17 protein-coding genes and 1 pseudogene are annotated in these 22,432 nt (G+C 68.7%); 9 read left to right on the top strand and 9 right to left on the bottom strand.

Annotated elements, in window-relative coordinates; all coding sequences use genetic code 11:
• Positions 1 to 12 precede the first annotated feature (12 nt).
• Together ACWDTI_RS01800 and ACWDTI_RS01795 are read left to right on the top strand one after the other, a co-directional pair.
• Entirely contained in the window at positions 13 to 750 is a 738-nt protein-coding gene (locus ACWDTI_RS01800) for an SAM-dependent methyltransferase (protein ID WP_449736313.1), read from the top strand.
• Positions 751 to 867: 117 nt separating this feature from the next.
• Positions 868 to 1,995: an NDMA-dependent alcohol dehydrogenase gene (locus ACWDTI_RS01795; RefSeq protein WP_449736312.1), complete on the top strand. Its 1,128-nt coding sequence runs from the start codon at positions 868 to 870 to the stop codon at positions 1,993 to 1,995.
• A 66-nt stretch (positions 1,996 to 2,061) separates the two neighbouring features.
• Here ACWDTI_RS01795 and ACWDTI_RS01790 read toward each other — a convergent pair whose 3' ends face one another.
• Positions 2,062 to 2,625 carry a potassium channel family protein gene (locus tag ACWDTI_RS01790; protein ID WP_449736311.1) on the bottom strand — a complete coding sequence of 188 codons (564 nt, stop codon included), beginning with the start codon at positions 2,623 to 2,625 and terminating at the stop codon, positions 2,062 to 2,064.
• Positions 2,626 to 2,633: 8 nt separating this feature from the next.
• On the bottom strand, positions 2,634 to 4,631 hold the full coding sequence (locus ACWDTI_RS01785; RefSeq protein ID WP_449736310.1) for a M13 family metallopeptidase: 1,998 nt from the start codon (positions 4,629 to 4,631) through the stop codon (positions 2,634 to 2,636).
• A gap of 84 nt (positions 4,632 to 4,715) precedes the next feature.
• On the opposite strand from ACWDTI_RS01785, the gene ACWDTI_RS01780 reads away from it, so the two are divergent.
• Entirely contained in the window at positions 4,716 to 6,170 is a 1,455-nt protein-coding gene (locus tag ACWDTI_RS01780; protein ID WP_449736309.1) for a dihydrolipoyl dehydrogenase family protein, read from the top strand.
• 144 nt (positions 6,171 to 6,314) lie between these two features.
• Here ACWDTI_RS01780 and ACWDTI_RS01775 read toward each other — a convergent pair whose 3' ends face one another.
• Positions 6,315 to 7,061, bottom strand: coding sequence for a pirin family protein (locus ACWDTI_RS01775; RefSeq protein WP_449736308.1), 747 nt, complete (start codon positions 7,059 to 7,061; stop codon positions 6,315 to 6,317).
• Between the two features lie 191 nt (positions 7,062 to 7,252).
• Between ACWDTI_RS01775 and ACWDTI_RS01770 the strand changes: the two genes are divergently transcribed.
• Positions 7,253 to 8,890: an NTF2-like N-terminal transpeptidase domain-containing protein gene (locus ACWDTI_RS01770; RefSeq protein ID WP_449736307.1), complete on the top strand. Its 1,638-nt coding sequence runs from the start codon at positions 7,253 to 7,255 to the stop codon at positions 8,888 to 8,890.
• Positions 8,891 to 8,898: 8 nt separating this feature from the next.
• Here the strand turns inward: ACWDTI_RS01770 and ACWDTI_RS01765 are convergent, their stop codons facing one another.
• Entirely contained in the window at positions 8,899 to 9,351 is a 453-nt protein-coding gene (locus tag ACWDTI_RS01765; protein ID WP_449736306.1) for a DUF3054 domain-containing protein, read from the bottom strand.
• A 5-nt stretch (positions 9,352 to 9,356) separates the two neighbouring features.
• Entirely contained in the window at positions 9,357 to 10,484 is a 1,128-nt protein-coding gene (locus tag ACWDTI_RS01760; protein WP_449736305.1) for a lysylphosphatidylglycerol synthase transmembrane domain-containing protein, read from the bottom strand.
• Between the two features lie 34 nt (positions 10,485 to 10,518).
• Between ACWDTI_RS01760 and ACWDTI_RS01755 the strand changes: the two genes are divergently transcribed.
• The 3 genes and pseudogenes from ACWDTI_RS01755 to ACWDTI_RS01745 all read left to right on the top strand — a co-directional run bounded on the left by ACWDTI_RS01755 (position 10,519) and on the right by ACWDTI_RS01745 (position 13,619).
• Complete coding sequence (locus tag ACWDTI_RS01755) at positions 10,519 to 11,775, top strand: AI-2E family transporter (protein ID WP_449736304.1); 1,257 nt, start codon at positions 10,519 to 10,521, stop codon at positions 11,773 to 11,775.
• A pseudogene (macS, locus tag ACWDTI_RS01750) lies at positions 11,772 to 12,941 on the top strand (MacS family sensor histidine kinase); the annotation flags it as partial. The gene ACWDTI_RS01755 and the pseudogene macS, both read left to right, overlap by 4 nt.
• Positions 12,942 to 12,950: 9 nt before the next feature.
• Positions 12,951 to 13,619 carry a response regulator gene (locus ACWDTI_RS01745; RefSeq protein WP_449736500.1) on the top strand — a complete coding sequence of 223 codons (669 nt, stop codon included), beginning with the start codon at positions 12,951 to 12,953 and terminating at the stop codon, positions 13,617 to 13,619.
• 86 nt (positions 13,620 to 13,705) lie between these two features.
• Here the strand turns inward: ACWDTI_RS01745 and ACWDTI_RS01740 are convergent, their stop codons facing one another.
• The 4 genes from ACWDTI_RS01740 to trmB all read right to left on the bottom strand — a co-directional run bounded on the left by ACWDTI_RS01740 (position 13,706) and on the right by trmB (position 19,871).
• Complete coding sequence (locus ACWDTI_RS01740) at positions 13,706 to 15,064, bottom strand: MFS transporter (protein WP_449736303.1); 1,359 nt, start codon at positions 15,062 to 15,064, stop codon at positions 13,706 to 13,708.
• 156 nt (positions 15,065 to 15,220) lie between these two features.
• Positions 15,221 to 18,340, bottom strand: coding sequence for an MMPL family transporter (locus ACWDTI_RS01735; RefSeq protein ID WP_449736302.1), 3,120 nt, complete (start codon positions 18,338 to 18,340; stop codon positions 15,221 to 15,223).
• A 95-nt stretch (positions 18,341 to 18,435) separates the two neighbouring features.
• Entirely contained in the window at positions 18,436 to 19,104 is a 669-nt protein-coding gene (locus ACWDTI_RS01730; protein WP_449736301.1) for an NYN domain-containing protein, read from the bottom strand.
• Positions 19,101 to 19,871, bottom strand: a complete 771-nt coding sequence (trmB, locus tag ACWDTI_RS01725; protein WP_449736300.1) for a tRNA (guanosine(46)-N7)-methyltransferase TrmB — start codon at positions 19,869 to 19,871, stop codon at positions 19,101 to 19,103. The genes ACWDTI_RS01730 and trmB overlap by 4 nt, the downstream gene beginning before the upstream one ends.
• A 92-nt stretch (positions 19,872 to 19,963) precedes the next feature.
• Here trmB and ACWDTI_RS01720 point away from each other — a divergent pair, with 92 nt between their 5' ends.
• Positions 19,964 to 20,857, top strand: a complete 894-nt coding sequence (locus tag ACWDTI_RS01720; RefSeq protein WP_449736299.1) for a hypothetical protein — start codon at positions 19,964 to 19,966, stop codon at positions 20,855 to 20,857.
• A 27-nt stretch (positions 20,858 to 20,884) separates the two neighbouring features.
• Positions 20,885 to 22,351, top strand: coding sequence for a hypothetical protein (locus tag ACWDTI_RS01715; protein WP_449736298.1), 1,467 nt, complete (start codon positions 20,885 to 20,887; stop codon positions 22,349 to 22,351).
• The last annotated feature ends 81 nt before the right edge of the window (positions 22,352 to 22,432 follow it).

Below are 22,432 nucleotides of genomic sequence, written 5' to 3'. Positions count from 1 at the left end.
CAGGATCGGCTCATGACCGATGCGACCGAGGTGTTCTGGCGAACCCACGACGGATTGCCGCGCGAGGCGCCGGGATCTGCGGCGACCACCGAGCTGTTGCTGCGCCTGGTGGGCGAACTGCCGGAGAGGCCACGAGTGATCGACGTCGGCTGCGGGCCGGGTCCCGCGACGATTCTGCTCGCGCAGCTCACCGGTGGGCACGTGACGGGCGTCGACCTGCACGAGCCGTTCCTGGCCGAGGTGCTCCGGAAGGCGGGGGACGCGGGCGTCGCCGACCGGGTCGACGTGTCCGCGGTGTCGATGACCGCGCTGCCGTTTGCCGCCGGGTCGGTGGACCTCCTGTGGTCCGAGGGCTCGGCGTACATCATGGGATTCGATGCGGCCCTGGCCGCGTGGCGCCCGTTGCTCTCGCCGGGTGGCGCGCTGGTGGTCACCGAGGTCGAGTGGCTGACATCCACACCGTCGCCGGCGGCGCGGGAATTCTGGGCGGCCGGGTATCCGGCGATGCGGACGACTGCCGACAACGTTGCGGCCGCACAGCGGGCCGGCTGGGACGTGCGGGCGGTGTACGTGCTGCCGGATTCGGACTGGGACGCCTACTACGGTCCATTGGCCGAACGCGTCGACGAACTCCGCGGCGACGGCATCCCCGTCGATCTGTTGGCGGAGGCCGTGGCCGAGATCGACCTGCGGGCGACGCATGGCGACGAGTACGGCTACACCGGCTATGTCCTCCGGCCCCACCGGTAACCCGACCAAACGCGAAGCACCGCAACGTGACTGGCGATTCCATATGCACATGTGTGCATAAGCGATAAAGATGAATCCGAAGTCAGTCTCAGTCGACACGAAAGGGTATCGAGCCATATGAAGACCAAGGGGGCAATTCTCCATGCGCCGGGCGAGAAATGGCAGATCGAGGAGTTCGAACTCGGCGACCCGGTCGCCGGTGAGGTCCAGGTCAAGCTGACCAGTTCCGGCCTGTGCCACTCCGACCATCACCTGCGCACCGGCGAGAGTCCGGCACCGTTCCCGGTGCTCGGCGGGCATGAGGGTGCCGGGGTGGTGCACAAGGTGGGGCCGGGTGTCACGCGGCTCAAGGAGGGTGACCACGTCGTCACGGCGTTCATCCCCGCGTGCGGCGTGTGCGAGCCGTGTTCGCGCGGCGATCAGAACTACTGCGACGAGGGTGCTCGACTGCTCACCGGCCAGGCGATCGCCGACGACACCCACCGCGCGCACACCCTCGACGGGCAGGGCATCGTCCAGATGTGTCTGCTCGGCACCTTCGCGCCGTACATCACGGTCAACCAGGCGTCGCTGGTCAAGATCGAGGACGACATCCCACTGCAGCAGGCGGCGCTGCTCGGCTGTGGTGTGGCCACGGGTTGGGGCTCGGCCGTCGAGATCGGTGGCACCCATGCGGGTGACGTCGTCGTGGTGGTCGGTGTCGGCGGTGTCGGCATCAACGCGGTGCAGGGCGCCAAGGCGGCCGGCGCGCGGATCGTCGCGGCCGTCGATCCGGTGCCCTTCAAACGGCAGATGGCCGAAAAGCTCGGCGCCACCCACACTTTCGAGTCGATGGAGCAGGCGCTACCCGTCCTCGGGGAGATCAGCTGGGGCCGGATGGCCAACACCACCATCCTGACCGTCGGCCGGATCGACGGGTCGATGATCCAGCCGGCGTTGAGCCTGACGGGCAAGGGCGGGCAGGTCATCGTGACCGGAATGGGCAATTTCGCCGAGTCCGACGCGCAGATGAACCTGTTCGAGCTCACGCTGCTGCAGAAACGCGTGCAGGGAGCCATCTTCGGTGGTGCCAGCCCGCGGACCCAGGTGCCCACGTTGCTCAACGAGTACCGCGCCGGGAACCTCAACCTCGATGATCTCGTCACCCAGACCTACCGCCTGGACCAGATCAACGAGGCCTACGACGACATGTTGGAGGGCAACAACATTCGCGGCATGGTCGTCTACACCGACGACGACTACTGATCGGTCGGCGGGCATCGCGGCTGCGGCGGGTTCCGGTGGGAGCCCGCCGCAGCCGTGTCGGGGATCCTACGGTTCGGGTGCGCGGTCGCCGGCGGTACCCATCTGCGTCATCCGCGAGTTGACCATGAGGTTGAGGAAGCGAATCCCCAAGCCCAACAACGCCAGTGTGCTGACCATCTGGATCGACACGGCCACCCGAGCGCCCTGGGACGTGGCGACGATGTCGCCGAAACCCGTTGTGGTGAATACGGTCAGGCAGAAGTACAAGGAGTCCACCCGGGTCAGGCCCGTGTTGAAACTACCGGTGGCGTACTCCGAGAACAGGTAATAGGTGGTCGCGAACACGACGATGTAGAACGCGGCGATCGCCACCAGCATCTCGATGGCCGTCGCCACCGGATACTGTGAGCGGACGAAATGCCTGACCTCCCAGAGGCAAAACGCGGCGAACAGCACCCCGCCGACGATGAGGCCGCCGACATTCGCATTGGAATCCTTGTTGATCGGCAACAAGAAGTAGCCGGCCAGCAGGATTGCCGCCACAGCGATCGGCCGGATGATGGCCGTCGCGACCTGCTTTCGCCCCGGACTCTTGAGCCGGTCGCTGGGCGAATCCGCGCCCTCTGTCATCGTCGGTGCTACCAGATCCGCACGCGTTCGGCGGCGTCGAGGAACAACTCGTCGCCGGTGGTCACATCGAAGGCTTTGTAGAACGCATCGATGTTGCGCACGACACCGTTGCAGCGGAACTCCGGCGGCGAGTGCGGATCGATCGACAGGCGTCGGATGGCTTCGGCATCACGGGTTTTGGTGCGCCAGATCTGCGCCCAGCTGTAGAACACCCGCTGCACGCCGGAGAGTCCGTCGATCGACGGGGGCTCGGCCCCGTCGGTCGCCAGTTGATAGGCGACCAGAGCGATCGACAGGCCACCCAGGTCGCCGATGTTCTCGCCGATGGTGAACTCGCCGTTGACCTTGTACTCCTCGTCGAGCCCCCCGGGGGTGAACTCGCTGTATTGATCGATGAGTTTGCGTGTGCGGGTGGCAAACTCGGTGCGGTCGTCGTCGGTCCACCAGTCGACGAGATTGCCGTCCCCGTCGTACTTCGCGCCCTGATCGTCGAAGCCGTGACCGATCTCGTGGCCGATGACCGCGCCGATCCCCCCGTAGTTGGCGGCGTCGTCGGCGTCCGGATCGAAGAACGGTGGCTGCAGGATCGCGGCGGGGAAGACGATCTCGTTCATGCCGGGGTTGTAGTAGGCGTTGACCGTCTGCGGGGTCATGAACCATTCGTCGTGATCGACCGGTTTGCCGATCTTCGCGAACTCCCGATCCTGTTCGAAAGCCGATGCGCGGGCGACGTTTCCGATCAGGTCATTGCGGTCGACGACCAGGGTGCCGTAATCCCGCCAGGCTGCGGGGTACCCGATCTTCGGGGTGAACTTCTCCAGCTTGGCCAGTGCCTTCTCGCGGGTCGCCGGGGTCATCCATTCCAGGTCGGAGATGTTCCGGCGGTAGGCGGCCACCAGATTCTCGATGAGCTCGTCCATCCGGGCCTTGGCCTCGGGTGGAAAATGCTTGTCCACGTACAACTTTCCGACGGCGAATCCCATGGCGTCCTCGACGAAGGCCACGCCGCGCTTCCATCGGTCGCGGTTCGCCTCGGCGCCGGTGAGGGTGCGGCCGTAGAAGTCGAAGTTCTCGTCGACGAAGTCGGCCGAGAGATACGGTGCCGCCGAACGCAACAGACGCCAGGTCAGCCAGGTCTTCCACTCGTCGAGTGGCCGGGCGGTGATGAGCTCCGCCGCACCCGACACGAACGACGGCTGACCCACGACGACCTCCGAGAAGGTCGCCTCGCCCGTGGTGCCCAGGCCACCCAGCCAGCCGTACAGGTCGAAACCGTTTGCCGTGTCGGCAAGCTCGGCAAGCGTCATCAGGTTGTAGGTGAGGTCGGCGTCGCGTCGGCGGACCACATCCCAGTGGTGGGCGGCGAGTGCGGTCTCCAGGTCGAGGATGACCTGGGCGCGCGCGGTGGCATCGTCGAACCCGGCGAGGGCGAACATGCGCCCGACGTGCGCGACGTAGGCCTCTCGGGTCTGTCCGTGCTTGTCCTCGCGGTAGTACGACTCGTCCGGCAGCCCGAGACCCGACTGCATGACGTGCACCAGGCAACGGTCGGACTGCTTGGCGTCGGTGTCGACATAGAACCCGAAGAGCCCGCCGATGCCGCGCCGCTGCAAACGGCCGATGCGGGCGGCCAGGTCGTCGGTGGAGCTGATCGCGGCGATCGCATCGAGGTCGCCGCGGATGGGGCCGATGCCGAGCGCATCGACGTGGTCGGTGTCCATGAACGAGGCGTACAGGTCACCGATCTTCTGGGCGTCGGTGCCACTCTCGGGATCCGATGCCGCGCAGTCGGTGATGATGTCGCGGACGTTCTCCTCGGCGCGATCGCGCAGAACGTGGAAGGAGCCGTCCACCGACCGATCGTCGGGGATCACATGCGTTGCCAGCCACTTGCCGTTCACGTGCGTGAAGAGGTCGTCCTGGACGCGGACGTCGTCGTCGACCCAGCTGAGGTCGATGCCGGACTCGGGAGTGGTGTCGGTCTGTGAAGCGGTCACGCGATCCATCCTGGCATTGCATCGGGGGATCCGTCAGCCGCGTGGTGTCCGCTCTCGGCTGAACCCGATCGATACGCGGCCTACCGTGGTCACATGACCGGTGCGACCGATTCCGACATATACGACGTCGTTGTCATCGGCGGTGGGCCGGTGGGGGAGAATGCCGCCGACTACGCGATCCGCAACAGCACCCGCACCGCGGCGATCGTCGAGCACGAGCTGCTCGGCGGTGAATGCTCCTACTGGGCGTGTATGCCGAGCAAGGCCCTGCTCGGTCCGGGTGCCGCGCTGGCCGCGGCGCGGGTGCTGCCCGGCGCGGCCGAACGACTGACGTCGCCGACCCCCGACCCGGCCGCCGCGCGCGCCTGGCGGGACCGGATCACCCACCGCCGCGACGACAGGTCACAGGTCGACTGGGCGCGGGGCGCCGGCATCGACGTCGTCCGGGGGCACGCTCGGCTCGTCGGAGAGCGGGCGATCGCGGTCGGTGACCGGGTGATCCGGGCGCGGCACGCGGTGGTGCTCGCCACCGGCAGCGAGGCGTCGGTGCCGCCGATCGGTGGGCTGCGGGAATCCCGGCCGTGGACCTCTCGCGACGCCACCGGCATCGTCGACATCCCGGACCGGATGATCATCCTGGGCGGCGGTGTGGTCGCGTGCGAGGCGGCCACCTGGTTGACCGATCTCGGCGTCGGCGAGGTCACCATGGCGGTGCGCGGCGCCACCCTGCTGCCGAAGGCGGAGCCCTTCGCCGCCGCGGCGGTCGCCGACGCACTGACCGCGCGTGGGGTGGACATCCGGTTCGGTACGCAGATCAGCGCCGTCGACCGACCCGATGTCCGCGACAGCGGCTACGGCCACCTGCACGGCGGCCCCGCGCGGGTCACCCTGGCCGGGGCCTCCGCCGACCAGGACATCGTGGTGGACGAAATCCTCGTCGCCGCCGGACGGGCGCCGGCCACCGGTGACCTCGGACTCGATGTCGTGGGCCTCTCCGGCAAAGGGCCGATCCGGGTCGACGACCGGATGACGGTGCCCGGACATCCATGGCTCTACGCGGTCGGCGATGTGAACGGTCGGGTCGCGCTGACCCACATGGGCAAGTACCAGGCGAGAGTGGCCGGGGACGTGATCGCGGCGCGCGCCGAGGGACGGCCGCTCGACGGCACCCGATTCTCCGCGACCGCGGACCGCGCAGCCATCCCGCAGGTCGTCTTCACGCGGCCTGCGCTGGCGTGGGTCGGCCGGACGGAGTCGCAGGCGACGGCCGACGGGATCGACGTGCTGATCGCGGAGACCGACATCAACGTCGCCGGCGCGTATCTCGTCGACCCGCATTACGCCGGCCACGCGAAGCTCGTGATCGACCGGGATCGGGGCGTCGTCCTCGGCGCCACCTTCGTCGGACCCGAGACCGCCGAACTCCTGCATTCGGCGACGGTCGCGGTGGTCGGAGAAGTGCCGGTGGAGCGGCTGTGGCATGCCGTGCCGTCGTATCCGACGGTCAGCGAGGTGTGGTTGCGGTTGCTGGAGAGCTTGCGGGGGTAACGCTTGGTGGCGGGTCCTGAGCAGGTGAGCCTGCGAGCGCATCGACGGGTTGCCGGCGCCTCGTACCCCGGGGATCGGGCTGGGCCGGCCCCGGCACCTGAGGGATCGGCGACTCGGCCGCCCCGCATCACGGATACGGGGACGTCACCCCAGGAGATCGCGCAGTTCGGCGTCCATCGACCAGATGAGCACCTCGGCGTCGGTGGTCGCGACCAGCGGTTCGCCACCCACGTCGGTGGCTCGGATGGCATCGCCCTCGCCGACGGTCTCGTCGGCGAAACCGAGCCGTCCACGCGTCACGTAGACGTGCGTGAACCGGGCGGTGGGCAACGTCACCGCCGACCCCGGTGCGAGACGTGCGGCATGCAGGGTGGCCGATCTGTTCGCTATCCGGATGGCCGAATCGTGCCGGGGATCGCCGGATGCGATCGCGACCAGCCGACCGTCGATCAGCTCGGTCTCCACCTCCTGTTGAGCGTAAGACGGCGCCAGCCCGGGCTCGTCGGGCATGATCCACATCTGGACGAAGCGGACGGGTGTCGAGCCGGCGTCAGGGCGCTGGGGCCAGGTGTCGTTGCGTTCGGCGTGCTGTACTCCGGTGCCGGCGCTCATCCGTTGCGCCAGACCGGGATACACGATTCCCGAATGGCCTTCGGAGTCCTGGTGGACCAGCGATCCGGTGGTCACCCAGGTGACGATCTCGGACTCCCGATGGGGATGTGTATCAAAGCCCTGTAACGGAGTGACCACATCATGGTTATTCACCAACAGGACGCCGTGGTGGGTGTTGGATGGGTCGTAGTGATCGCCGAAGGAGAAACTGTGGTGGGAGGTCAACCAATCGGTGACGGAAACCGCGCGATCTCGGCCGGGGATCACACGGAAGGTCATGCACTCCAGTATCGCCTCGATTGAGCGAGCGGGACGGGAAGGGGGGACCCATAATGAATTCGCGATTCGACCTGTTGCATCATGCAGATGTGGTCGCGGACACCTCCCGAGATCCGATCGTGACCTGTCGGATCCCCGAATGGAAGCCGTCGAACTCGATATCCGTTGTTACACGAGTGAAAATTGAGACTATGAGGATCTGGGTGAAGCGCGCGCCGGTACTGGCCTGCGCGACGGTTGCATGCAGTGTCGCGGTGGCTGCGTGCGGTCTCACCGGCAGCACCGACACCTCGGCTGCCGGGGCGGTTCGCCAGTTCGCCGAAGCCATGGGCCGACAGGATGCCGGCGGCGCCGCGAAGTTCACCACAGCCCCCGGCCGGGCCGGCGAGGCGCTGACCCAGACCCTGCAGGCGATGAACGCGCAGAACGTGCAGATGACGGTGGAGAAGCCGGTCGAGTACAGCGACGGCACCGCCTCCTTCTCGCTCAAGACCACCTACAAGTGGCCCAAGAACCGCAGCTTCGACACGACGACGTCGGGCACCGCCCGTCACCTCTCCACCGGCTGGAAGATCACCTGGGACCCGTCGATCATCTATCCGGGCCTGCCGGCCGGTGGCACGCTCCGGGAGATCCGGACCGATGCGACCCCGACGCCGACGGTGCGAAGCCGCAGCGGCAAGACCTTCATGTACCTCCAGCCGGTCAACGACATCATCTTCGATCCGGCTCAGGCCAAGGACGTCAACTCGTCGCTGCGGGCCCTGGCGCGCACGCTGGCGCCGATCGCCCCGCTGATCACCTCCCGGGTGCTCGGCGACAAGCTCGCCGAAGCGCAGGGCAAGCCGATCACCGCCGTGACCCTCCGGGACCCGGACATGCAGGTGCTCCAGTCCGATCCCAAGGCCGTGCCGGGGGTCACCATCCGCAAGGCGGGCATGCTGGTGATGGCCGATCGACGGCTGTCCTCGCCGCTGGAGGACGGTCTGACCAACTACTGGCAGGCGATCCGCGACGCCACCGCCGGCTGGCAGGTGCAGATGGTCGGGCCGGGCATCAAACCGCGGAAGCTGACCGGTGAGCAGGGCCCGCCCGGACCCAGCGTGAACACCACGGTCGACCAGAACCTACAGCTCACTCTGGGTGACGCCGCCGTCGAGGTGGCTCAGCCGGCGACCATCCTCGCCCTCGACGCCGTCTCCGGCGCGGTGCTCGGCATGGCGCAGAACAGTGCCGCCCTCGACCGCGGCATCAACGTCGACGACGTCTACCCGGTGGGTGCCGCGCTGAACCCGGTGCTGACCGCCGTGGAGCAGACCGCCAACGCCAACCAGGAGGCCAGCGGCGACATCCTGGACCGACTCGGCCTCGGCGTGCAGTTCACCGTGCCCGGCGCGAGCGCCCCGACCGCCGATCAGCCCGGTGTGGCGACGGTCGACTTCCAGCCGAACCAGACCACCGCGTCGATGATGAACATGGGCGCGCTCGGCGTGGCCATGGCGCGGGCCGCCGCGGGACAGATGACGTCGGTTGCGCCGTTCGTGATCCAGGGCGTGCCCACCACCATCAGCGGGGGCAAACTCGGGGAGCTCGACGCCGCGACCACCGGACCGATCCTGAAGGCGATGGCCGTGACCGCCAAGACCGGCGATGCCAGCGACCTCACGCGCGCGCCGGGGCTGAAGGCGCTGGTCGGCACGAACGGTCCGAAGGGACCGGGATGGTTCATCGGACTGCAGGGCGGCAAGGTCCTCGTCGTCTACTGCGAGGGTGAGAAGTCCGGCACCGCGGCGCTACAGGTGGCGCAGAAGTACTTCACCATCAAGTAGCGGCGGGTTCAGCGTGCGGCGCGACGCCGGATGACGGTGGTGGCCAGCGCGCGCCAGCCCAGCAGGAACACCGCCAGGACCACGCTCGCGACGATGACGAAGCTGACCGCGACACCCTGGTGCAGCAGGATGCGCAAGATCATCGCGACGACCACCGTGCAGAACCAGATCGCGAGACCCGCGGGCACGATGGCCTCGGGGGCGAAATCGTTGCGTAGCCAGTCGCTGGACCGGACGTGGGAGAAGACGTAGGCGATCGACCATCCGGCGGCCGTCCCCACCAGAAACGGCCACAGCGTCTGCAGGACGCCGAAGATCGCGAAACCCTCGTCGTGACTCGACCGACCGATGAGCACGAAAACCGTGACCGCGATCACATCGATCAGCCCGGTGACAGCTGTCGGAATCCGGGTCTGCGACGTCGGGACGCCGGTGACATCAAGCGTTTGAGACCTCGCCATGACCTTCACGGTAGCGGGTCGTCGCGAGATCGGCCGTCGACGCCACCCGTGTCCGGGGTATTTTCGGTCCGCGCATCCGCCTCGCGTTCGGCCTCGAGGGTGTCGTGGCGCTTGATGCGGTGGCGGAACCTGGTGGCGACCACCACCCAACCGATCGTCGAGATCAGCACGTAACTGATCAACCGGTAGAGCAGCACGGCGGTGATCGCGTCCGCGGCCGGCATGCCGGCGCTGGTGAGCGCGGGCACGAGCACCGCGTCGACGACACCGATCCCGCCCGGCAACAACGGCAGTGCTGTGCCGACCGCCTTGCCGGCGGCGTAGGCCACCATCAGTCCGGCGATGCCGGGGTGGGCCCCGACGGCCCAGCAGGCGAACGCCAGGCATGCGACGTCGGCGACCCAGTTCCACATGCTCCACAGAAACGACACGGTCAGGTCGCGCTGACGCATCTGCACCGCTCGCAACTGTTCCAGCGTCGAGAGCACCCGGTCGCGGCCGGTGTCCTCGGCCTTGTTGCGAATCTGGTTGTACCAGGACAACATTCGTAGCAGGCTGCGCTGCAGGACCTCGGGGTGACCGGCCAGGTACTGGAACACGACGACGACCGCGATGAACCCGACCACCGAGAAGATCACCGAGAACGGGCTGGTCTTCGCGCCGGCGAGCACCGCACCACCGAACCCCAGCACCGCCAGACCGATTCCGGCGAGGAGCCCGGACATCACCAGCTGCCAGGAGGCCACCACGGGGGTCGCGCCCCATCGCCGGGTCTCCCGGTAGACGAACGCCGGTGACAGCACCGGACCGCCGGGCATGGTCTGGCTGACCGCATTGGACGCGAGAACCACCGACAGGGACTGCCATTGGCTGACCGGGACACCGGCCGACCGCAACAAGGTGCGCTGTACCTGCGCGAAACTGTCCATCGACAGCAGCGCCGCGACGATACTGGCCACCACCCACACCCAGTCGAGATCGCCGATCCGGTGCCACGCCTCCTCCAGGCTCGGCGCGATCAGGATCACCTCGACGGTCAGGACGACCACCACGACGGCGAGCAGCACCCAGCGAACCCACCAGAAGCGGGGCCGGGTGGCCGCGCGCTGGACGTTGGGCTCGTCCGACGACATAGCCCATACCCTAACGGCGATTACTCTGGCTGCCGTGAGCGATGCCGACACGGACCTGGCCACCCTCGACCGGGAAAAAGTCCATCCGTTGATTCGTGCGGCCGCCGAATGGACCTGGCGTCTCTTGGTCATCGCTGCCGGCGCCTACGTCCTGCTGACGGCGTTTCGCCACTTCGAGGAAGTGCTGGTGCCCGTGGCGCTGGCCATTCTGGCGGCGGCGATGCTGGTGCCGGTGGTCGACTTCATGGATCGCAACCGGATTCCCCGCTCGTTGGCCGTGTTGATCACCATCATCGTCGCGCTCGGATTACTGGCCTTGGTCATGACGTTCGTCGTGCAGGAGTTCATCCGCGGATTCCCGGAATTGACCAGACAGATCACGGTCACCGTCGACATCACGCGCGACTGGCTCGTCAACGGTCCGTTCGGCATCGACAAAGGCTCGGTCAGCAACCTCGGCAACGACATCACCGACTTCCTGCAACACAACCAGGACAAGGTGACCAGCGGGGCGCTGGCCACCGCGACGACCGCCACCGAGATCATCACCGGCGCACTGCTGACCCTCTTCCTGCTGATCTTCTTCCTGTACGGCGGCGGACAGATCTGGACGTTCGTCACCAAGGTGATCCCGCACCACACGCGGGGCCGGGTGCGGGCCGCGGGCACCGCCGGGTTCGGCACGCTCGTCGGCTATGTGCGGGCCACCGTCGCGGTCGCCTTCGTCGACGCCGCCGGCATCGGCATCGGCCTGGCGATCCTCGGTGTGCCACTCGCGCTTCCGTTGGCGTCGTTGGTGTTTCTCGGTGCGTTCATCCCGATCGTCGGAGCGCTGGTGACCGGGACACTGGCGGTGCTGGTGGCGCTGGTGACCCAGGGATGGCTCGCCGCAGTCATCGCGCTGGCCATCGTCATCGGTGTCATGCAGCTGGAAAGCCATGTGCTGCAGCCATTTCTGCTCGGACGGTCGGTGCGTCTGCACCCCGTGGCCGTGGTTTTGGGCATTGCGGCGGGGATCGTGACCGCCGGCATCGTCGGCGGCCTGCTCGCTGTTCCGTTGATCGCCTTCGGCAACACCGCGATACGGCACCTGTCGGGCAGCGCGCGCCGGCACGCGGCACGGACCGACACCCGCATGTATCCCGCCGATCCCGACGAGCCGCGTTGGGACCGGCTCGAGGCGGTCGACGACGCGCAGCGTGAACCCGATACGGACGAGGATGCCGCGCAAGCGGATTCCGATCACGACGGCGAGGCGCGCACAGAACCGGACGACCACGAGAACCCATGACCGATCGCACCGCACCGAGCGGCGCCACCGAACTCGCCCGCGAGGCCGACACCGACCCGGTCGGGCCGCTGTGGCGCGGCGCCCAGGTACTGCGGTTGCTGTCTTACCTGTACGCCTTGGGTTTTCAGATCGCGGTCAACAACGACCTGGTGCACCCCGAGATCACCTGGGCGCTCTTCGGATTCCTCTCGGCGTGGACGCTGGCCTGCGGTGTCGCCTACTACGTCGGCTTCGGTCGTAACCGATGGTGGGTGGGCGCCGAGATCGTGATCGCGTGCGCCCTCATGCTGTCGACGTCGTATGTCGCCAGCACGTCCTGGGCGGTGAACAATCAGTCCTGGCCCACCACCCTGTGGGCGACCAACGCCGTCATCTCGGCGGCGATCCTGGCCGGCCCGGTGTGGGGCGGCGCCATCGGTGTGTTGATCGGTGGCACAAGCACCTTCGTGAAAGGCGCCCTGAATCTCGACTTCGGACGCAACGCGACGATCATCGTCGTCGTCGCGACGGGCATGGCGGTGGGCCTGGCCGCCACCATCGCTCGTCGCGCACACGTCGCACTGACCCGGGCGGCCCGGATCGCCGCGGCCACCGAGGAACGCGAACGCCTCTCCCGTGAGGTGCACGACGGTGTGCTGCAGGTGCTTTCGATGATCGCCAAGCGCGGACGCGAGATCGGTGGCCCCACCACCGAACTCGCCGAGTTGGCCGGAGAACAGGAACGCGCGCTGCGCCGCCTGATCGCCGATTCGGGGACCGACATCGAGGTCGGGGGAGCGACCACGGACCTCGGCGCATTACTGCTCGCCTGCGCGGGCGACCAGGTATCGGTGAGCGCCCCCGCCACCCCGGTCGTCGTCGATTCGATTGTCGCGCAGGAGATCCGCTCTGCCGTCGGCAACGTCCTCGACAACGTCACCCAGCACGCGGGTCCCGAGGCGCAGGCATTCGTGCTCCTCGAGGACCTCGACGACACGGTGGTGGTGAGCATCCGCGACGACGGTGTCGGCATCCCGCCCGGCCGGCTCACGCAGGCGGAACGGCAGGGGCGGATGGGCATTTCGAAATCGATTCGCGGTCGGATCGAGGACCTCGGCGGGACCGCGGTGCTCGATTCCGGGCCCGGGTTGGGGACAGAATGGGAGCTGAGGGTGCCGGTGAAACGGGGAGGGATCATGACCAGCGACGAGGCGACGACCCGCGGACTCCGGGTGATGGTGGTCGACGACCATCCGATGTGGCGTGACGGAGTCGCACGCGACCTCGAGGAATCGGGGTTCGAGGTGGTCGCCACCGCCGACGGCGTCGGCAGTGCGGGGCGGCGGGCCGCAGCGGTGTTGCCCGACGTGGTGCTGATGGACATGCAACTGCCCGACGGCACCGGCGCCGAGGCCACCGCGACCGTCCTCGCGGCGTCGCCGTCGTCAAAGGTGTTGGTGCTGTCGGCCTCCGACGAACGCGACGACGTGCTGCAGGCGGTGAAGGCCGGCGCCTCCGGGTATCTGGTGAAGAGTTCGTCGAAGGCCGAGCTGGTGGCCGCGGTGCGTTCCACCGCGGACGGTCAGGCGGTGTTCACGCCCGGTCTGGCCGGACTGATCCTGGGCGAATACCGCCGCATGTCCGCCGAGCCCGACTCCGGTGCGGATCTGCCCAAACTCACCGAACGCGAGACCGAGGTGTTGCGCTACGTGGCAAAAGGATTGAGCGCCAAGCAGATCGCGTCGCGGCTGTCGCTCAGTCACCGCACCGTCGAGAACCATGTGCAGGCGACGCTGCGGAAACTGCAACTCGGCAACCGGGTGGAACTGACCCGGTACGCCATCGAGCACGGCCTCGACGACTGACCCACCCGCGATGACGGATTCGCCCCCACCGCTCCTCGGCGAAGCGGTGGGGGCGAAGCGGTGGGGGCGAATCCGTCGGCCGGGTTTTACTCCGCGGCGGCCAGCGCTCCGGTGGCGACCGGGCCGCTCACCGGCGTCGCCTGTCGCGACGGGACCAGCATGGTGGCCGTCGCGCCGGCCACTGCGATGGCCGCGAAGATGTAGAACGCCGCCGACGAGGAGATCCCGGCACCGATCAGCAGTCCACCGATCATCGGTCCGACGATGCCACCGAGGCGGCCGAACCCGGCGCACCAGGCCACACCGGCTGCCCGGGCGGTGGTGGGGTAGTAGTTCGAGGTGTAGCCGTAGATGAGGACCTGCGTGCCGATGGTGCCGGTGCCGGCCACCGCCACCGCGACCAGCAGCACCGGGAGGGGGAACCCGAAGGTCAGCAGCAGCAGCGCGAACGCGGCCAGGCAGAACGAGGTCGCGACGATGCGCTGCGGTCCGCGGCGGTCGGCCAGGCGGGCGGCGATCAGACCACCGACGATCGCGCCGCCGTTGAGCACCAGCAGGAACGCGAGCGAGCCCTTGGCGTTGAAGCCCGCGGACTTCATGATCTGCGGCAGCCAGGTGTTCAGGCCGTAGGTGAGGAGCAGGCCGGCGAAACTCATCATGCCCAGGAGCAGGGTCGGCACCAGGAACCGCTTGGAGGCGAGCGCGGCGAACCCGACCTTCTCCGCGGCGTCGTCGGCGTCGAGGACCGTCTGCGGGTAAACCGGATGCAGGTCGACCGGGATGCCGGTGCGGTCGCTGATCGCGCGGGCCTCGTCGATCCGGCCGCGCGAGACCAGCCACTGCGGCGACTCGGGCATCTTCGCCAGCGCCAACGGCAGCAGGACGACCAGCGGCAGGGCGCCGATCCAGAACATGCCGCGCCAGCCGATGTGATCGGCCAGCACCATCGCCAACACCGCGGCGAGAACACCGCCGGCGGGCACGCCGCTGTAGACGATGGCGTTGAACAGGTTGCGCTTGGCCGACGGGGCGAACTCCGCGACCATCGCGCCGGCGGTGGCGACCAGGCCGCCGATGCCGATCCCGGTGACACAGCGGAGGATGCCGAAGGTGAGCAGGTTGTGGGCCAGCGCCGTGGCACCCATGCCGACCGAGAACCACACGATGTTGAACAACATCATCCGTCGACGTCCCACCCGATCGCCGAACGATCCGGCGATGAACGCGCCGATCATCATCCCGACCAGCGCATACGATCCCAGCGCCCCGGCCGTGCCGGGCGTCAGGTGGCCCAGCTGGGTCGGGTCGGCCAGCAAGGTCGGCAGGACCGTGCCGTAGACGACGAGGTCGTATCCGTCGAAGACGATGGCGATGGTGGCGAGGGTGACGATCCAGAGCACACTTGCGCGGTGCTCGGGTCCGGCCCAGGTGGACGGGTTGCTCATAGGGGCTGCCTTCCGACAATTCCGACATTTGCGGTGTGGATGACAATCCTGCGGCACTGTGCGGGTGATCACATCGGGGCTTTGCCCAGTGTTGACCAAGCCGCCATTGATATCCGGAATGTCCGGATTGATCGCGGCCGTCGTGTGGTCAGGCCGTCAGTGGTCGCTGCGGCTGCGGCGCAGCAACTCCTGCACGCTGATCTGGGCACGCTCACCATCGGCATCCGTCCGCGCGTGGCGGTCCGAGCGCGACCGGGTCCGCGGTGCCGGATCGGGGTCGGCCGGGGGTGCGGGTGCGTCCGAGTTCGGGGCGGCGGGTGCGTCCGAGTTCGGGGCGGTGGGCGCGGGCGCGGGCGGTGATGCGGGCGCGGCCGAGTTCGGGGGAGTGGGCGCGCCCGACGGTCCTCCGTCGCCAGGCCCGTTGTCCTTCGGAGATGCCTCCGGGCGGGGCGCTTCCGGCGGTCTGGTCGGCTGCGCCTCCGGGGCCAGCGAGGCGGCCAGCGGCCGCTTCCCGGTGGTGTCCAGTGCCGGGCGACGCCCCATCAGGGGGGCGGCGTCGGGCGCCGGTCGCTGCGTCTGGCGTTCGGAATTGCTTGTGCCCAAACGGATTCCGCTGGCACCGAGCTTCCAGCCGCCGGTGTCGGGGCCGTCGGACCGGCTACGGCGCCCGGTGGGCGGACGCGGCGCCTGCCGAGGCGGATTCTGTTGCGGGCGTCCGGGGTTCGTGACCGGAGGATTCGGGGCGCGCGTGGCGGCCGGTTGGGGCGGCGCCGGGGGCTGTGGCGACCTCGGTTGCGGCGACCTCGGCTGTGGCGACATCGGTTGCGGCGCAGGCGGTTCGGAGGTTCGGGTTGGGATCGGTCCGGTGCGTTGGGCCATGCGGGACGGGCCGCGATCGGCGTCCGGGCGCAGCCCGGGACGTGCCGCACCCGGCATCGCCGCCATCGCCAATGTCGGGGCGTCGGCGGCCAGGCTGCCGGCAGATCGGGCGGCGTGTGCGCGCGAGGCGTCGCGGAGTTCGTCGGGTTCGTCGTCGAGCACCGTCTCGCCCAGGCCGATCTTGCGCTGCAGTCGCTGCGCCCAGCGAGGGGCCCACCAGCAGTCGTCGCCGAGGAGTTTCATCACCGACGGCACCAACAACATGCGGATGATGGTGGCGTCGAGGATGAGGGCGGCGATCATGCCGTACGCGATGTACTTCATCATCACGATCTCGGACAGACCGAACGCGCCGGTCACCACCACCAGGATCGCCGCGGCCGCGGTGATGATCCGGCCGGTGTGTGCGGTGCCGATCCGGATGGCGTCGGTGGTGCTCGCGCCCTTCTGCCGCGCTTCGACCATGCGGGACAGCAGGAATATCTCGTAGTCGGTCGACAGACCGAACACGATCGCGATGATCAGGACCAGCACCGCCGCGAACAACGGTCCGGGGGTGAAGTTGGCGATGCCCGCTCCGTGGCCGTCGACGAAGACCCAGGTGAGGATGCCCAGGGTGGCGCCCAGACCCAGCGCCGACATCAACGCCGCCTTGATCGGCAGCACCACCGAGCCGAATGCCAGGAACATGAGGAATCCGGTGATCAGCACCAGCATCACCGCCATCAGCGGCAGTCGCGACATCAGTCCGTCGATGGAGTCCTGCACGAGCGCGGGGGTGCCGGCCACCCACATGGTCAGGCCCTGCGTGTTGATCGCGCGGAGGTCCTTGATCGCCTCACCGGCGGTGTCGCGGTCGACCAGGCCGGCCGACATCTGCATGATCTGCGGGCCGTTGTCGCCGTACTGGCCGCCCAGCGCCCCGTCGTCGGACGACGTGCTGAACTTCTTGGTGAAGCCGGGGATCTTGTTCGCCTCGTCGGCGATGGCCTGCAGTTTGTCGCCGCTGTTGTTGTCGTTGGGGTCGTAGGCGATGACGAGCTTGACCTCTTCGGTGCGCTCGGCCGGGAAGATCGTGTCGAAGTTCTCCTGCGCGATGCGGCTGGCGTTGTTCGGGGGCAGGTATGCCTCGCTGATGCCGCCGAACTTGATGCCGCCGAAGGGGATGGTCAGGACGAGCAGCAACCCGACGGTCGGGACCGCGGTGGCCACCGGGTGCTTCATCACCCAGCCCGACAGGCGGCCCCAGAAACCGCTCTCGATCTCCTCGCGCGTGCGGGTGCGGCGCAGGAACTTGAAGCCCAGGGCGTCCACGCGGGGACCGAGGATGGACAGCACGGCCGGCAGGACGGTGATCGACAGCAGCGCGGCCAGCGACACCGACGCGATCGCGCCGTAGGCCACCGACTTGAGGAAGCCCTGCGGCATGATCAGCAGACAGGCGAGCGCGGCGACGATGATGGTCGCCGAGAAGACGACGGTCTGTCCCGACGTCATCACCGATCTTCGGACCGCGGCCTTCGTCGAGTAGCCCTCGGCGAGCTCTTCGCGGAACCGGCTGACGATGAACAGGCCGTAGTCGATCGCGATGCCGAGGCCGATCAGCGTGACCACCGACTGGGCGAAGATGTTGAGTTCGGTGACCTGCGCCAGGATCTTCATGATGCCCAGCGACCCGGCGATGGTCAGACCGCCGATGAACACGGGGAGGCAGGCGGCCACCACCCCGCCGAAGATGAAGAACAGCATGATCGCCACGAGCGGGAGCGCGATCACCTCGGCGCGCCGGATGTCGTCCTCCATGCCGCGGGCCATCGCCCCCGCGACCGGTTGCAGTCCGGCCAGCTCGAATGTCGTGCCCTGCAGGTCGAAGCGTCCGGGTATGTCGTCGAAGAACGGTTCGATGGTCTTGTAGTTGTTGAGGACGGTCGTGTCGTCGTCGCCCTTGATGCCGATACTGATGAACGCGTGTTTCTTGTCCGGGCTGAACGTGCGCGCGCGGATCGTGTCCAGGGCGGCCTTCCCGGCCGGTGAGGTGTCGCTCGCGTAGAACGGATCGATGATGCCCGGGTCCGCGCGGTTCACGACATCGCCGTGCTCGGAGAGCAGGGCGTCCATGAAGTTCTCGACCTTGGCGCCGAACTCGGTGTCGTCGACGGTGGTGCCGGCCGGCGGTGTGACGAGCAGGATCACGTCGGACTTGTGATCGCGGCCGAGCGCGGTGTCGGCGACCACCGATCCCTTCGACGACTGCGAGGTCGGGTCGAACCAACCGCTCTGACTCAGGTGCTTGCCGAGGTCCAGCCCGTACAGTCCCAGGCCGGCCATCAGTGCCACGAGCACTGCGATGACGGCAAAGCGCATTCGATAGACGAATGTGCCGATTGCTCCGAACACGCCTGTTCCTTCCTCGGTCGGCGGGCGACGGTTGATTCTTACAGCCCGTCCTGAGGGATCCCTAAGTCAAAGACCAGGTAGCCCCCGGTTGCGGGTCAGTCCAGCAATGCCCGCAGTGGCCGGAACGGTGTCAGCCACGCGCCGTCGTCGGGCAGCGAGTCGAGGCTGATCCGCGGCAGCGGCTCCCGGAACACTCCGGCGATGTCCTCGAGATCGATGAACTGCAGTTCCTCGGTGGACAGGGCCCAGCTGGCATGCTCCCGGAAACCGATCACGGTGACCGGCGTCCCTTCGCGTGCCACCTCGATCAGGGGCTCCCGGAACGCCTGCCCGTCCGCGGACGCGACGATGAGTCCCGCCAGTCCAACAGTGTGCCTGCGAAGTTCGATGTGGTCGAGCATGTCGGCGTCGACGTCGCTGTCCTCGGCCAGTTTCGGCTTCGCGAACACGGCGTACCCGACGTTACGGAGCGCATCCACCCACGGACGCACGACATCGGCGCTACCAGGCACGATGTTGGTGAACACGGTGGCTTCCGGCTCGATGGAGACCCCGGGATCCGCGTCACGTTCGACGGCCGTCGTGAGCTGCAACAACCAGTGCCCCAAAGCGTCGAATCGGGGCCGGTGCGCGGCCGTGGGGCGGCCTCCGAGCAGTGCGCCCAGACCCATGTCCATGTTCGGGGCGTCCCACACCAGCAGGACCCGCTTGGCACTGCTCTGCCCGGACACGACCTCGCCGAATCGTCCGTTCGCGTCGCTCACGCGTCGCCCCCTTCGTTCTCCGGCCCATCCGGTTTGACCCGGTCGGGTTTCACGTAGACGAACTCGTTCACCCCGCGGCCCTCGCGTTCGGCGCGGCCCTCGAACTTCGTCGTCGGACGATCGAGCAGGATCGGTGCGTCGCCGGTCGCCTGGATGACATGTGGCCGGTCGGGACGCTGCGTGGCCAGCCGCTCGGCGACCCACTCGGCGTATCCGGCGTGGTCGGTGGCGATGTGCAGCACGCCGCCGGGGACCAGACGATCGGCCATCAACTCAATGGTGCCGCTCTGCAGCAGCCGGCGCTTGTGATGGCGGGTCTTGGGCCACGGATCGGGGAAGAACACGCGGATGCCGGTCAGGCTCTCCGGACCGAGCAGCTCGCGCAGCACCACCACGGCATCGCCGCGGACCATCCGCACGTTGGTGAGCCCGTTGCGGTCGACGAGGCCGAGAAGCTGCGCGAGTCCCGGGCGGTAGACCTCGACGGCGACCACGTCGACGCCGGGCTCGGCCTCTGCCATCGCCGCCGTCGACACCCCGGTGCCGCTGCCGATCTCCAGCACGCGCGGCGCCCGCCGACCGAACCAGCCGTCGAGATCCAGGGGCGGTTCCTGTTCGGCCGAGCCGACCAGATCGCGTCCGAGCCGGGGCCACAAGGTCTCCCAGTTGCGCTCCTGGCCGGTGGTCAGCGTGCCCCGCCGGAACCGGAAACTCGTCACCCGCGGGTACAGGCGTGACTGATCGACACTCTCGCTCACTTGACCCATCGTTCCTCATGACACCGACTGAATGACAGGCGACACGGGTTTTCCGCCGGTCAGAGCGACGACACGGCACCCCGAACGCTACATTGCCCTCTATGTCGCACGCCCTCGCCAGCGCTCCGCCGAGCGTGCTGATCCGGGCCGCCGACGACGGTCGGCTCGGTGAGGTCGTCGCCGAGTCGTCGCCCGCCCGCGTCGACCTGGAGGCGGCCGCGCGGCGCTACGCCCGGCCGCTGCACGTGCAGGTGTGCGGGCGGCCGGGAACCGGTCGCGACACGCTCGCCCGAGCGCTGCGGGAACATCTGGCGGTGACCGCGATCGGCCCCGGCGAGGCCGCCGAGGGCCGCGCCGACGCCGACCTGTGGGTGTATCTGTTGACCGGCCCACCGCGCGCCGACGATCACCGGGCGCTCGTGGATCTGCCGAACGATCGGACGATCGCCGTGCTCGGCAAGGCCGACATCCACGACGACCCGGGGGTGGCGGCCGAGATCGCCGCCGGCTGCGCGGCCCGTCTCGGGCGGCCGGTGTACCCGGTCTCGCCGTTGCTGGCGTGCGCCGACCTGCGTGACGACGAGTTCGACTTCCTGCGCCGGCTCGTCGCGGCCGGTGAAGAGATGCCGTCGATGGCGGGACATTTCCTCACCGGCAGCCTCGCCGGGCGGCCCGCCCCGTCCGGTGCCGAACCATTTCTGGGTGACGAACGGGCGCTGCGGGCGGCGTTGTTGCGCCGCGTCGACCGGTCCGGTGTGGAACACGCGCTCGCGCTGATCGCCGACGGACATCCCGCCGGCGCCGATGTGGCCGGCGTGAACCGTGCGCTGCGTGCGCGTGGTGGGCTCGACGCGCTCGTCGCCCCGGTCCGCGACCGGATCGAGGTGGTACGGCATTGGCGTGCGGTGGAACTGCACGCCCAGGTGACGCGGATCGCCGCCCGCGGCGCCGAGCGGGACGCCATCGAGCACCTCCTGCAGAGCGAGGCCCAGTGAGCGAGACCCGATGAGCGAGGCAGCGCGATGACCGCCACGGCGGCGGGCACCGACATGGTGACCCGGGTGGCCGCACTGACCGGATTCGACGCACGCGCCGTCGACGGCACCGCCACCGGGGTCGCGGTGTTCGGGATCGGCGGCACGGGCGTCACGAGCCTCGTCGAGGCGTGCCACGTCGTCGACCCGTCCGTGCCCATCGTGGAGGGGCACTGGGGACGGCGAGATCCGCTGGGGATCGCGCTGATGGTGCTCGACCCGTCGTCGTCGATCGGCGAGGAGGAACGCCAGGCGGTCGAGGATCTGCGGTCGCGCTACGGCATCGTCGCGCTGGTCTGCACCAAGATCGACGCCTTCTGGGAATGGCCGCGCATCCTGCGGGCCCATCGTGGGGTGCTCGACCCGCGGGAACAGTTGCCGATCTTCGCGGTCTCGTCGGTGGCGGCGCTGTCCGGTGCGCCCGACGAATCCGGGGTGCCGGCGATTCTCGACTGGATCCGTGAGCATCTCGCCGCCCCGACCGACCTGCGCGTCCAACGGGCCCGGATCGCCGCGGCCCTCGGTGCCGTCGAACACACCGAGCGCCGGATCCTCGACGCCGCCGACCCCGACGTCACCGCGGACACCATCGACCGCCTGAGCGGACGGCGACGCATCCTGCTCGAGTCCCGGGACCGCGGCCGCGCCGATCGTCTGTCGGTGGCCCGGACCGGACTCGCCCGCGCGCGCAGCCAGTCGCTCGCCGAGGTCGCCGCGGGCTGCCGGGCGCTCGCCGCCGCGGCGACGACGCGCTGTGCGGCACTCACCGCGGGCGGGGTCGACGAGTACGTCCGGTGGCTCACCGATGAGACCGTCGGCCTGCGTCAGCGGACCGACCGTGCCGTCGACGACCGCATCGACGAGGTCCGATCCGTGACGACGGTCGGCGTCGACGGTTCCCCGGCGGACGCCGAGCTGCCGCCGCAGCCCGCCGACGCCGACTCGGTCCAGGCCTTGCGTCGACCCGTCCCCACCGGTCGGCGCGGTGCCGAGGACGCGCTGCTCGTCGTGATCGGTGCATCCACCGGCCTGGGTATCGGGCGGCTGATCGTGGCCCCGATGGCGTCGGTGCAGACCCTGCAGTGGGTGAGCATGCCGCTGACCCTGCTGCTCGGGGTGGCGGTCGCCGCCCTGGTCATCCGGGTGCGGCGGACCGCGGCGCTGCGCGGCGAGATGCGAGGCTGGACCACCGAAGTGCTCGGCGAGACCCGAGGCCTGCTCGATCAGCGGGTCGGGCTGCGGTTGGCGGCCGCGGAACCGCGTCTGGCCGGCCAGATCACCCGTTTCTACGAGCGCAGGGCCCGGCAGGCGGCCGCCGATGTCGCCGACATCGACAATCGGTTGCGCAAGCTGCGCGGATCCGGCGCCGATGACACCCGCGACCGACTGGCGAAGGTGCGTGCGGCCCATCGAGAGCTCGCCGCCCTGTCCACGGCACTGATGGGGGAGGATTGAACGGAACCGTCGGGGTTCGTCGTGCGTCTAACAGTCACGGCGACGTGTGACGCGAGCGTGGGTCATCCGACGTGCGCGAGC

The organism is Gordonia sp. NPDC003424, assembly GCF_053588655.1.
This window is presented reverse-complemented; position numbering and strand designations above follow the sequence as displayed.

Coding starts and splice junctions, on each gene's coding strand:
- ACWDTI_RS01790 (WP_449736311.1), bottom strand. CDS start 2,625: ATGACAGAGGGCGCGGATTCGCCCAGCGACCGGCTCAAGAGTCCGGGG.
- ACWDTI_RS01800 (WP_449736313.1), top strand. CDS start 13: ATGACCGATGCGACCGAGGTGTTCTGGCGAACCCACGACGGATTGCCG.
- ACWDTI_RS01775 (WP_449736308.1), bottom strand. CDS start 7,061: ATGACCTTCCGTGTGATCCCCGGCCGAGATCGCGCGGTTTCCGTCACC.
- ACWDTI_RS01785 (WP_449736310.1), bottom strand. CDS start 4,631: ATGGATCGCGTGACCGCTTCACAGACCGACACCACTCCCGAGTCCGGC.
- ACWDTI_RS01760 (WP_449736305.1), bottom strand. CDS start 10,484: ATGTCGTCGGACGAGCCCAACGTCCAGCGCGCGGCCACCCGGCCCCGC.
- ACWDTI_RS01780 (WP_449736309.1), top strand. CDS start 4,716: ATGACCGGTGCGACCGATTCCGACATATACGACGTCGTTGTCATCGGC.
- ACWDTI_RS01740 (WP_449736303.1), bottom strand. CDS start 15,064: ATGAGCAACCCGTCCACCTGGGCCGGACCCGAGCACCGCGCAAGTGTG.
- ACWDTI_RS01715 (WP_449736298.1), top strand. CDS start 20,885: ATGACCGCCACGGCGGCGGGCACCGACATGGTGACCCGGGTGGCCGCA.
- ACWDTI_RS01765 (WP_449736306.1), bottom strand. CDS start 9,351: ATGGCGAGGTCTCAAACGCTTGATGTCACCGGCGTCCCGACGTCGCAG.
- trmB (WP_449736300.1), bottom strand. CDS start 19,871: ATGGGTCAAGTGAGCGAGAGTGTCGATCAGTCACGCCTGTACCCGCGG.
- ACWDTI_RS01720 (WP_449736299.1), top strand. CDS start 19,964: ATGTCGCACGCCCTCGCCAGCGCTCCGCCGAGCGTGCTGATCCGGGCC.
- ACWDTI_RS01795 (WP_449736312.1), top strand. CDS start 868: ATGAAGACCAAGGGGGCAATTCTCCATGCGCCGGGCGAGAAATGGCAG.
- ACWDTI_RS01745 (WP_449736500.1), top strand. CDS start 12,951: ATGACCAGCGACGAGGCGACGACCCGCGGACTCCGGGTGATGGTGGTC.
- ACWDTI_RS01770 (WP_449736307.1), top strand. CDS start 7,253: ATGAGGATCTGGGTGAAGCGCGCGCCGGTACTGGCCTGCGCGACGGTT.